Source organism: Streptomyces roseirectus (assembly GCF_014489635.1).
Lineage (GTDB): Bacteria > Actinomycetota > Actinomycetes > Streptomycetales > Streptomycetaceae > Streptomyces > Streptomyces roseirectus.
Map to the genome: position 1 here is coordinate 1,916,976 of NZ_CP060828.1, position 11,533 is coordinate 1,928,508.

The window sequence follows — 11,533 nt, forward strand, 5'->3', positions numbered from 1 at the left end:
CGACGGCAATGGCAAACCCTTGTCAGCACCGGGCGCGGGGGGCTGGCAAACATCAGTCATACCGGGGCTGGGGAGCGGAGAACGCGCAGGTCAAAGGGGTTCATGAGCGGCTTGAGCCGGCCTCGCCCGCGCCCTGCGGGGGTTCGGCGCTTGACACATCGACCCGTTCACCGCAGGTTTTCTGTGTCCGAAGCGGGTGACAGAGGATGTGCTCTCCTTGAAATCGCTGGACCATTTCGAAAAGCCGGAAATCCGGGAAGATTCGACGGAACCGCGCGGAAAAACCGTGATCCTCGCCGAGCCCCGCAGTTTCTGCGCCGGCGTGCAGCGGGCCATCGACATCGTCGAGGCGGCGCTGGAACGCTTCGGCCCTCCCGTCTACGTACGCAAACAGATCGTGCACAACGAACACGTGGTGCGTGACCTGGAGACCCGGGGCGCGCGGTTCGTGGACTCCGAGGAGGAGGTGCCGGTCGGCGCGGTCTGTGTCTTCTCCGCCCACGGCGTCTCCCCCGCCGTGCGCCGGGGCGCCGCCGGCCGGGACCTCCGGGTGATCGACGCCACCTGCCCGCTCGTGTCCAAGGTGCACCAGGAGTCCCGGCGGTTCGCCGAGGAGCGGCGCACGATCCTCCTCATCGGCCACGCCGAGCACGAGGAGGTCGAGGGCACCTACGGCGAGGCACCCGAGCGCACCCTCGTCGTCGGCACGGTCGAGGAGGTGCGCGCGCTGGACCTGCCCCGTGACGCGCCCGTCGCCTACCTCACGCAGACCACCCTCGCCCTGGACGAGACCAGGGAGATCATCGAGGCGATGGAGGAACGGTTCGACGATCTGCGCGGGCCGGGCAGTGACGACATCTGCTACGCCAGCCAGAACCGCCAGAACGCGGTCAAGGCCGTCGCCGCCCGTACCGGTCTGGTGCTCGTCGTCGGCTCCACGAACTCCAGCAACTCGGTGCGCATGGTGGAGGTCGCCCGCGACGCCGGCACCCCCGCCCACCTCGTCCCCGGTCCGGACGACCTCGACGAACGCTGGCTCGCCGGGGTGGACGCGGTCGGCGTCAGCGCCGGCGCCAGCGCCCCCGGCGCCCTCGTCGACGCCCTGCTGCGCCGGCTCGCCGCGCTCGGCTACGCCACGGTCGAGGTCGAGCAAACCGCCACCGAGGACATCGTGTTCGGACTGCCGTCCCAGCTGAAAGGCACCGCATGAGCGACGACGACGTCCTCACCCGGTCGCTGGAGGCCGTGCGGCGGCGCCTCCACTCGGTCCTCGGCGAGGAGAGCGCGCGGTGGAACGCCGTCGACCCGCGCTGTGCCGCGTTCGTCGACACCGTCACCGCCATCACCACCGCCAAGGGCAAGCTGCTGCGCCCCCGGTTCTGTCTCCTCGGGCACCTCGCCGCCGGGGGCGACCCCGCCGACGAGCGGGCCGTGGACGCGGCCGCCGCCCTCGAACTCCTGCACAGCTTCGCCCTGTTGCGCGACGACGTCCTCGACGACTCCCCGCTGCGGCGCGGCGCGGTCACGGCCCACGAGCGGCACGCCGAGGACCACCGGGCGCGGCTGCTGCGCGGGGAGCCCCGCCGGTACGGGGAGGGCGTCGCCAACCTCGCCGCCGACCTCGCGCACGTCTACGCCGACCGGCTCACCCGGGCCCTGCCCGAGGAGGCGCGGGCGGTGTGGGACGAGACCAGGGTCGAGGTCACCGTCGGCCAGTACCTGGACATCGCCGTGGCCGCCGAGGGGGTGGCCGACCCGGAGCTGTCCCGCTGGATCGCGGTCTGCAAGTCGGGCCGCTACACCATCCACCGTCCCCTCCAGCTCGGTGCCGTGCTCGCGGGCAGGCCCGACCTCGCCGGGGTGTTCGAGGGGTACGGGCTGCCGCTGGGCGAGGCGTTCCAGCTGCGGGACGACCTCATCGACGCCTTCGGGGACTCCGAGGACACCGGCAAGCCGGCCGGTCTCGACTTCGACCGGTTCAAGATGAGCTACCTGCTCAGTCTCTCCGTCCGCCGCGACGGGCGGATCCGGGAACTCGCCGCCGCGCCTACGGGGCCGGGCGGCGCGGCCAGGATGCGCGGGCTGCTCGTGGAGACCGGCGTCGCGGACGAGGTCGAGCAGCGCATCGCCGCTCTCGTCCAGCAGGCCCGCCGGGCCGTGGCCGACGCTCCCCTGGTGCCCCGGTGGCGCACCGAGCTGATGGACCTCACCGCACGCGTGGCGTACCGGGACCGCTGAGAGGAGCCGTACCGGCATGGAACGGACACTGATCATCGGGCTCGGACGGGCGGGCCTGGGCCTGCACTGGGCGGTCCTGCGCAGGCTGCGCGCCGAAGGGCGCCACCCGGACCTCTTCGACCCCGCCCCCGTCCTGGCCCTCGACCCCCTCGCCCCCGGGGCGCCCCTGCCGGTGTCGGCGGCCGAGGAGCTGCGCCCGGTCTCCTCGGTCGCCGAGGCCCGTGCGCTGCTGGATCCCGAGCGGACCGTCGTGCACCTGTGCACCCCGCCCGTGGCGCGTCTTGGCCCGCTGCGGGAGCTGGCGGCGGCCGGGTTCCGCCGGGTCGTCGTCGAGAAGCCTCTCGCGGTCGAGCGCCTGGCCGTCCACGACATCCTCGACCTCGGCCGTGCCGAGCGGCTGCGCATGGCGGTCGTCGCGCCGTGGCTGGCGAGTTCGCTGACGGCGCGGCTCGCCCGGCTGGTCGAGGAGGGCACACTCGGTGAGCTGCGCAGCGTCGACGTGCTGCAGAGCAAGCCGCGCATGAGCCGCACCCTGGCCGACGGCGGGCATCCCACCGCGTTCGACGTCGAGCCGCCGCACTCCCTCGGTGTCTGTCTGCGGCTCGCCGGGGACGCGGTCCTCGCCGGTGCCGAACTCGCCGACATGCGCGTCGGTGACACGGTCGTGCCCGGCATGGGCCGCGCCGAGCTGGTCCTGCGGCACCGGGAGGCCACCAGCCGGATCGTCTCCGACCTCACCTCCCCCGTCCGCGAGCGCCGCATCCGGCTGGGGTTCACCGACGGCACGGCGGTCGCGCACTACCCGGGCTCCGAGGACGACCACTACGCGCAACTGCGGTTCAGCCGCACCGGCCGGCCGGAGACCTGGGAGGTCTTCCCCGACGACGCGCTGTCCGCGTACTTCGTCGACACCTACCGCGCCCTGCGCGACGGCACCGACCTGGAACCGGACCTGCGCCTCGCCTCCCGCGTGGTGGAACTCCTCGCCGACGCCAAGGAGACGAGCCGCCGGCCCGGCCCGGCAGACGGGCGGGTGCCCACCGGGCACCCGGGACGGCGGGTGAGCCATGCGGGGTGACACCGAAGCCGTGCGGGCCGATACCGAGGCCGTGCGGGCCGACGCCCGAGCCGTGCGGACCGACGCCGGAGCCGTGCGGGCCGACACCGAAGCCGTGCAGGCCGACACCGGAACCAAGCGGGCCGACACCGAAGCCGTGCAGACCGACACCACAGCCAAGCGGACCGACACCGAAGCCGTGCGGGCCGACACCGAAGCCGTGCAGACCGACACCACAGCCAAGCGGACCGACGCCCGAGCCATGCGGGCCGACATCGGAGCCGTGCGGACCGACGCCGGAGCCGTGCGGGCCGACACCGAAGCCGTGCAGACCGACACCACAGCCATGCGGGCCGACGCCCGAGCCATGCGGGCCGACACCGAGGCCGTGCAGGCCGACACCGAAGCCGTGCAGACCGACACCACAGCCAAGCGGGCCGACGCCGAGACCATGCGCGCCGACACCGCGCCCCGGCACACCCCCGCCGCGTCCCGCCTCCACCCCCCGCCCGGCATCCGCTTCGCCGGTATCGGCGACGAGGCCGCCCCCGGCCTCGCCGGGCAGGTTCGGGCCCACCAGTTGCTGGGCTGGTCCGCCATAGAGCTGCGCGACGTCGACGGCACAGCCCTCGCCGACCTCGACGACGCCGCCTTCGAGCGGGTGGCCGGGACGCTGGCCGGGGCGGGGTTGGACGTCGTGTGCGTGGACTCCCGCATCGCCAACTGGGCCCGCCCCGTCACCGGTGACTTCGAGCTGGACCGGGGCGAGCTGGAGCGCCTGGCCCCGAGGTGCGCCGCGCTCGGCACCCGCCACATCCGCGTGATGTCCTACCCGAACGACCCCGACGCCCCGCTCGACGAGCCGGAGTGGGCCCGCGAGGTCATCGCCCGGATGCGGCGTCTCGCCCGGCAGGCGGAGGACGCCGGGCTCGTCCTGCTGCACGAGAACTGCGCGGGCTGGGCCGGCGCCGACGCGGCCCGCGCGCTGCGCCTGCTGGCCGAGGTCGACAGCCCGGCGCTGCGGCTGGTGTTCGACACCGGCAACGGGGTGGCGTACGGCTACGAGGCGTACGACCTGCTCACGGAACTCGTCGCGTGGGTGGACCACGTCCAGGTCAAGGACGCCCGCGCCGAGGCCGGCGAGGCGGTCTACACCCTGCCCGGCGAGGGGAGTTGCCGGGTCGCCGACTGTCTGCGGCTGCTGCTCGACCACGGCTACACCGGCACCTGGTCCATCGAACCGCACCGGACGGTCCGCCCCCACGAGGGCCTGGCGGACGCCGGACAGGACGGTGTCGCCGAGTTCGTCCGGTACGGCCGCGCCCTGGAGGCGCTGGCCGCCGGGCTGAGCGGGGAGGGCGCGCGATGAAGGACGCCCGCTTGAGTCCCGGTGACCGGGAACTGCTGCTGCGCCTGCTGGAACTGCCCACCGCGGGCCCGCTGGAGGGTGAGGGGGAGCCCCGGCTGTGGGAGGCCCAGCGCGCCTACGCCGACGCCGCGCGCGGGCTGGGCTTCGAGGTCGCGCACCACGCCGCCGCCGATCCGGCGGAGCTGACGGACGACCAGGTGCCGCTCGCCGTGCGCCGGGCCGTCGCGGAGGACCCCGGTTTCCTCGCCGTCCAGCCCTCGCTGGTGCTGGCGCTCGGTCCGGCGCTGCCGCAGGCGGACACGGTGATGTTCAACGTGCACCTCGACACCGTCGCGGGCCTGGAGCCGGCCGGGTTCGACGGGGAGCGGTTCACCGGGCGCGGGGCGATCGACGCCAAGGGTCCGGCCGTGGCGCTGCTGGCGGGGGTGCGCGCGGCGCTCGACGCCGTCCCCGGGCTGGCCGACGGCACCCGGGTACTGGTGCAGGCCGTGTCCGGTGAGGAGGGCGGTGCCCTGGGCGTGTTCGGCACCCGTCCGCTGATCCGGCGCGGCTGGTACGGCCGGCTCAACCTGTTCTGCGAGCCCACCGGGATGCGGCTGCTGCCGCGCGCGACCGCCGCGATGACCGCGTGCGTGCGGGTCGACGGCGACGACGCCATCGACGACCGTCCCGCCGCCGGGCACAACGCGACCGTCCTGCTCGGTCACCTCGCGCAGCGGCTCGCGGCCCGGCTCCCGGAGCGGGCGGGCGGCGGCCAGGTCTGTGTCGCCGGGCTGCACACCGGCCACCTCCACAACCGGGTGTACGGCACCGGTCGGCTGCTGCTCAACTGCTCCTACCCGGACTCCGCCGCGGGCCGCGCCCTGGCCGGCCACCTGGAGCGCGAGGTCGCCGAGGGGCTGCGGGAGTTCACCGAGACCTACCGCGCCCACCGGGACCTGGCCCGCACCGCCAGGGACGCCGCCGCGATCACCCGCGTCGAGTGGCACAAGCGCGGCCTGCCCGCGCTCGCGCCCGCCGACGACCCCTGGGCCGTCGATCTGCTGGAGCGCGGCGGGCTCGCCCGGTGGCCCGCCGACGAGCCCGCCTTCACCTGCGACGCGCTGTGGGCGGCCGGTCTGCCGGGCGCCTACACCGCCGTCCTCGGGCCCGGCGACCTCGGCCGCAATCACGCGCACGCGGCGGGGGAGTTCGCCGACCTGTCCGATCTCGAAGCCTTCGCCGGGGCGGTGAGCGGGATCCTCGTCCGCTTCGCCGCCCGGCACCACGCCGCCACGGGAGGAACACGACAGTGACCCAGTCGACCGACGCCCCGCCGCACGACGGGGTGACCGTCTCCCACGACGCCCTCGTGGCCTTCACCGCCGAGGTCTTCGCCGACCGCGGGGTGCCGGAGGCGCGGGCCCGCACCGCCGCCGAGGCCCTGGTCCACGGCGACCTGACCGGGATCGCCTCGCACGGGCTCGCCAACCTGACGCGGCTGTACCTGCCGGCCCTCGACGCGGGCCGCATCGACGCCGCCGCCGAGCCGGAGAAGGTCACCGACACCGGCGCCGCCGTCCTGCTCGACGGGCGCCGCTCGCTGGGCCTGTGGGCGGCGACGGAGGCGCTGGAGCTGGCCGCCGACCGCGCGCGGGAGACCGGCGTCGCCCTGGTGACGATGCGCGACGCGACCCACTTCGGGTGCGCCGGGTACCACACGGCCCGGATCGCCCGGCGCGGCATGGTCGCGTTCCTGGCCGCCAACTGCGGCCGTCAGCGCATCGCCCGTCCGCCGGGCGGCCGGGCGGCGATGCTCGGCACGAACCCGTTCAGTGTCGCCGCGCCGGCCGGCGACCGGCCGCCGTACGTGCTGGACATGAGCACCACCGTGGTGCCGACCGGCCGGGTGCGGGCCGCCGCCCGCGCCGGGGAGCCGATCCCGGAGGGCTGGCTGGAGGACGCCGAGGGCCGCCCGGTGACCGACCCGCTGGCCCTGGACGCCGGTGAGGGCTTCCTGCGCTGGCTCGGCGGCGACCCCGCCACCGGCGCCTTCAAGGGCTACGGGCTCGGTCTGATGGTGGAGGTGCTGGCCGCGCTGGTGCCCGGCGCCGGCCTCGGCCCCGCCCCGGAGGCCCTGACCGGCGACGGCCGGCCCACCGGCCGGGACGACGACATCGGCCTCACCGCCCTCGTCCTGGCCCCGGGCGCCCTGCGCCGCGAGCGGGACTTCCGTGCCGAGGCCGACGGGCTCTTCGGCGCGCTCCTCGACTGCCCGCCCCTCGACCCCGCCCGCCCGGTCAGCTACCCCGGCCGTCCCGAGGAGCTGACCGCCGCGCACCGCCGGCGGCACGGCGTCCCGCTGTCCGCCGAACGCCACGCCGAACTGACCGCCCTGGCCGCCGAACGCGGCCTCACGTTCCCCGGGGCGGGTGCCCGGTGACCCCGCTGACGGGCCGGCCGACCCGGATCGGCCTCATCGGTCTCGGCGTCATCTCGAAGTTCTACGTCGCCGCCTTCGAGCGGCTGCCGGGCCTGGAGCTGGCCGCCGTGTGCGATCTGCGGCCCGCCGCCCTGGAGCCGTTCCGCGACACCGCCCGCTACACCGGGCACGCCGGGCTGCTGGCCGATGCGGGCGTGGACGCGGTCGTCGTGAACGTCCCCAACGACGCGCACGCCACGGTGTGCGCCGACGCCCTCGCGGCGGGGGTCGCGGTCTGTGTCGAGAAGCCGCTCGCCACCCGGGTCGAGGACGGCCGCGCCCTCGCCGACCGGGCCCGGGAGACGGGCGTCACCCTCTTCACGTCCTTCCACCGCCGCTACAACTCCGCCGTGCTGCGCCTGCTGGCGGAGGTCGCGGCGGCCGGCGTCCCCGTGCGCTCCCTCACCGTCCGCTATCTCGAACGCATCGAGGACCACGCGGGCAGCGACCGCTGGTACCTCGACGCCGAGCGCTGCGGCGGCGGCTGCGTGGCCGACAACGGCCCCAACGCCTTCGACCTGGTGCGGCTGTTCCTCGGCGACGTCGGCCTCGTCTCGGCCGACGTCGTCCGCGACGGGCGGGACACCGACCGCCGGGCCGGCATCGACCTGCGTTCCACGGCGGGCGTCAGCGCCCGCGTCGAACTCGACTGGTCCTACGACGGCGAGGTCAAGGACGTCACCGTCGAACTCGCCGACGGCACCCGGCTGTCCGCCGACATGCTGGCCGGCCACCCGGAGTTCAAGGGCTCGCTCTGGCACGAGTACGTCGGGGTCCTCACCGACTTCGACGCCCGGCTGCGCGCCGGGCAGGACGCCTGCGCCGACGGGCTCGCCGCCCTCGAACTCGTCGACGCCGTCTACCGCGCGGAAGGAGCCCTCCGGTGAACCCGCACGAGGACGGCGCCAAGCACGTCGTGCGCTCCACGGTCGTCAAGGTGCTGACCCACCGCCGCGACGACCGGGGCATGCGGCTGGAGGAGTTCACCAGCCGCTGCGTGCGCGCCGGCGAGGTGCACGAGCTGGTCACCACCGACCAGGCCGGCAGCGCGCCCGGCGCCCGTGTCGACCGGGTCGGTTTCCTCGGCTTCGTCGAGATCCGGGGCGCCGGGGTGATCGACCGGGGCGACGAGGTGTGGGTCGACGGGCGCCTCGCGGGCACCGTGCTCGGCTTCGACGCCTGCCACTTCCCCAACCACTACAACGTGCTGATCGCCGCCGACACCCTGCTGACGGGCCCCGACCTGGACCTGCGTCCGGAGACCCCGGTGTCCTTCCGGCAGGTCGCGGTGGACGCCCGCGCGGACCGGCCCGTGGGAACGAGGAGCTGACCTTGGAACTGCTGGAACGCATCAAGAGCCCGGCCGACCTGCGCGGCCTCGGCCCCCTCGACCTCGACCGGCTCGCCGGCGAGATCAGGGCGCTGCTCATCGAACGGGTGACCCGCAACGGCGGTCACCTCGGCCCCAACCTGGGGGTGGTCGAGCTGACCATCGCCCTGCACCGCGTCTTCGACTCCCCGCGCGACAGCGTCGTCTGGGACACCGGCCACCAGGCGTACGTGCACAAGCTCCTCACCGGCCGGGTCGCCGACTTCGCCACGCTGCGCACCCGCGGCGGCATGTCCGGCTACCCCTGCCGGGCCGAGTCCGAGCACGACCTGGTGGAGAACTCTCACGCCTCCACCGCCCTCTCCTACGCCGACGGCCTGGCCCACGCCCGCCAGTCGCGCGGCGACCCGGGCCATGTGGTCGCCGTGATCGGGGACGGCGCGCTCACCGGCGGCATGTCCTGGGAGGCCGTCAACAACATCGCGGCGGCGCCCGGCCGGCCGCTGGTCGTCGTCATCAACGACAACGCCCGCTCCTACGCCCCGACCGTCGGCGGCCTCGCCCGGCACCTGGCGGCGCTGCGGACGGCGCGCGGGTACGAGGAGTTCCTGGAGCGCGCCAAGCACACCCTCCAGGGGGTGCCCGCCGTGGGCGACACGGTGTACCGGGCGCTGCACGGGGCGAAGAAGGGCCTCAAGGACTTCCTCACCCCGCAGGCGCTCTACGAGGACCTGGGCCTGAAGTACCTCGGGCCCGTCGACGGCCACGACCGGACGGCCGTCGAGGCGGCGCTGCGCCGCGCCCGCGCCTTCGGCGGCTCGGTGGTGGTCCACTGCATCACCGAGAAGGGCCGCGGCTACGCGCCCGCCGAGGAGGACGCCCGCGACCGCTTCCACGCGGTACGCGCCGCCCCGGTCCCCGGGCAGCCGCCGGCCGCCGGGCAGACCTGGACGGCGGCCTTCGGCGAGGAACTGCTCGCCCAGGCCGAATGCCGCCCCGACGTCGTGGCGCTGACCGCCGCGATGCTGGAGCCCGCCGGCCTGCTGCCCCTGCAACGGGCCCTGCCCGCGCGGGTGGTGGACGTCGGCATCGCCGAGCAGCACGCGGTGACCTGCGCGGCGGGCATGGCGATGGGGGGTCTGCACCCGGTGGTGTGCGTCTACGCGACCTTCCTGAACCGGGCGTTCGACCAGGTCCTCATGGACGTGGCGCTGCACCGGCTGCCGGTGACGTTCGTCCTCGACCGGGCCGGGATCACCGGCGACGACGGGGCGTCGCACAACGGGATCTGGGACCTGGCCGCCCTCCGGGCCGTGCCGGGCCTGCGGATCGCCGCCCCCCGCGACCGGGCCACGCTGCGCCGCCGGCTCGACGAGGCGCTGGGCACCGAGGACGCCCCGACCCTGCTGCGCTACCCCAAGGGCTCCCTGCCGGCCGACCTGCCCGCGCTGGAGCGGATCGCCGGGCCGGACGACACCACGTCCGTCGACGTGCTGGCCCGCACCGGCGAGGACGTCCTGCTCGTCGCGGTCGGCGCGCTCGGCGGCGCCTGCGTGGCGGCGGCCCGGGAACTCGACGACCGGGGCATCGGCTGCACGGTGGTCGACCCCGGCTGGGTGAAGCCCGTCCCCCGGGCGCTGGTGGAGCTGGCGGGCCGGTTCGACGTCGTGGTCACGGCCGAGGACGGCCTGCGCGCCGGCGGCGTCGGCGAGGCCCTGGCGGCGGCGCTGCGGGACGCCCGCACCGTCCCGCGTGAACTGCGCGTGCTGGGGGTGCCCACCGGGTTCCTGGAGCACGCCTCCCGTGCCGAACTCCTCGACGAGTGCGGTCTGTCGAGCGGCCGGATCGCCGAAGAGGCCGGCCGGGCGGTGGCCGACGCCGCCGGCCGGCCCCCACTGAAGGGAGCGGTGTGATGACCGCGTCCGTCGCCCTCGGCATGCCCGCCGTGCCCGCCCGGCTCGCCCCGCGCCGCCCGTCGCGGCAGATCAGGGTGGGCTCCGTGGCGGTCGGCGGGGACGCCCCGGTGTCCGTGCAGTCCATGACCACGACCCTCACCGCCGACGTGGACGCCACGCTCCAGCAGATCGCGCAGCTCACCGCGTCCGGCTGCCAGATCGTCCGCGTCGCCTGCCCCTCCCAGGACGACGCCGACGCGCTGCCCCGGATCGCGCGGAAGTCGCAGATACCGGTGATCGCCGACATCCACTTCCAGCCCAAGTACGTGTTCGCCGCGATCGACGCCGGGTGCGCGGCCGTGCGGGTCAACCCCGGGAACATCAAACGTTTCGACGACAAGGTCAAGGAGATCGCCCGGGCCGCCGCCGACGCGGGTGTGCCCATCCGGATCGGCGTCAACGCGGGCTCCCTCGACCAGCGGCTCCTCAAGAAGTACGGCAGGGCGACGCCGGAGGCGCTGGTGGAGTCGGCGCTGTGGGAGTGCTCGCTGTTCGAGGAGCACGGCTTCACGGACCTCAAGCTCTCGGTGAAGCACAACGACCCCGTCGTCATGGTCGACGCGTACCGGCAGCTCGCCGCGCGGTGCGACTACCCGCTCCACCTCGGGGTCACCGAGGCCGGGCCCGCCTTCCAGGGCACGGTGAAGTCGGCGGTCGCCTTCGGGGCGCTGCTCGCCGAGGGCATCGGCGACACGATCCGGGTCTCGCTGTCGGCGCCGCCGGTCGAGGAGGTGAAGGTCGGCATCCAGATCCTGGAGTCGCTGAACCTGCGGCAACGACGCCTGGAGATCGTGTCGTGCCCGTCCTGCGGGCGCGCGCAGGTCGACGTCTACAAGCTCGCCGACCAGGTCCTCGCCGGGCTCGACGGCATGGAGGTGCCGTTGCGGGTGGCCGTCATGGGGTGCGTCGTCAACGGGCCCGGGGAGGCGCGTGAGGCCGATCTCGGGGTCGCTTCCGGCAACGGCAAGGGCCAGATCTTCGTCAAGGGCGAGGTCGTCAAGACCGTCCCCGAGTCGAAGATCGTCGAGACGCTGATCGAGGAGGCCATGAAGATCGCCGAGCGGATGCGGGCCGACGGCACCCCGTCCGGGGAACCGGACGTCACGGTCCTGTGACCCCAAAT

At 74.8% G+C, this 11,533-nt stretch carries 10 protein-coding genes; all 10 read left to right on the forward strand.

All coding sequences use genetic code 11. From position 1 onward, the window contains the following. Window positions 1-286: 286 nt before the first annotated feature. Genes ispH through ispG form a run of 10 tightly spaced genes read left to right on the forward strand, consistent with a single transcriptional unit; the run spans window position 287 to window position 11,525 of the window. Window positions 287-1,210, forward strand: a complete 924-nt coding sequence (gene ispH, locus IAG44_RS07810) for a 4-hydroxy-3-methylbut-2-enyl diphosphate reductase (protein ID WP_187746390.1) — start codon at window positions 287-289, stop codon at window positions 1,208-1,210. Then, window positions 1,207-2,238, forward strand: a complete 1,032-nt coding sequence (locus IAG44_RS07815; protein ID WP_187746391.1) for a polyprenyl synthetase family protein — start codon at window positions 1,207-1,209, stop codon at window positions 2,236-2,238. Before ispH ends, IAG44_RS07815 begins: the two co-directional genes overlap by 4 nt. A gap of 16 nt (window positions 2,239-2,254) precedes the next feature. Further along, on the forward strand, window positions 2,255-3,316 hold the full coding sequence (locus IAG44_RS07820) for a Gfo/Idh/MocA family oxidoreductase (RefSeq protein WP_187746392.1): 1,062 nt from the start codon (window positions 2,255-2,257) through the stop codon (window positions 3,314-3,316). After that, the gene (locus IAG44_RS07825; RefSeq protein WP_281404279.1) at window positions 3,306-4,664 is read left to right on the forward strand and encodes a TIM barrel protein; all 1,359 of its coding nucleotides are present in this window, start codon (window positions 3,306-3,308) and stop codon (window positions 4,662-4,664) included. The genes IAG44_RS07820 and IAG44_RS07825 overlap by 11 nt, the downstream gene beginning before the upstream one ends. After that, entirely contained in the window at window positions 4,661-5,959 is a 1,299-nt protein-coding gene (locus tag IAG44_RS07830) for a M20/M25/M40 family metallo-hydrolase (protein WP_187746393.1), read from the forward strand. The genes IAG44_RS07825 and IAG44_RS07830 overlap by 4 nt, the downstream gene beginning before the upstream one ends. After that, the gene (locus IAG44_RS07835; RefSeq protein WP_187746394.1) at window positions 5,956-7,086 is read left to right on the forward strand and encodes an Ldh family oxidoreductase; all 1,131 of its coding nucleotides are present in this window, start codon (window positions 5,956-5,958) and stop codon (window positions 7,084-7,086) included. The genes IAG44_RS07830 and IAG44_RS07835 overlap by 4 nt, the downstream gene beginning before the upstream one ends. Next, entirely contained in the window at window positions 7,083-8,012 is a 930-nt protein-coding gene (locus tag IAG44_RS07840; RefSeq protein WP_343075723.1) for a Gfo/Idh/MocA family protein, read from the forward strand. Before IAG44_RS07835 ends, IAG44_RS07840 begins: the two co-directional genes overlap by 4 nt. After that, window positions 8,009-8,455: a DUF6917 domain-containing protein gene (locus tag IAG44_RS07845; RefSeq protein ID WP_187746395.1), complete on the forward strand. Its 447-nt coding sequence runs from the start codon at window positions 8,009-8,011 to the stop codon at window positions 8,453-8,455. The genes IAG44_RS07840 and IAG44_RS07845 overlap by 4 nt, the downstream gene beginning before the upstream one ends. Window positions 8,456-8,457: 2 nt before the next feature. Further along, window positions 8,458-10,368: a 1-deoxy-D-xylulose-5-phosphate synthase gene (gene dxs, locus IAG44_RS07850; protein WP_187746396.1), complete on the forward strand. Its 1,911-nt coding sequence runs from the start codon at window positions 8,458-8,460 to the stop codon at window positions 10,366-10,368. Then, window positions 10,368-11,525: a flavodoxin-dependent (E)-4-hydroxy-3-methylbut-2-enyl-diphosphate synthase gene (gene ispG, locus IAG44_RS07855; RefSeq protein ID WP_187746397.1), complete on the forward strand. Its 1,158-nt coding sequence runs from the start codon at window positions 10,368-10,370 to the stop codon at window positions 11,523-11,525. Before dxs ends, ispG begins: the two co-directional genes overlap by 1 nt. Window positions 11,526-11,533: the final 8 nt, after the last annotated feature.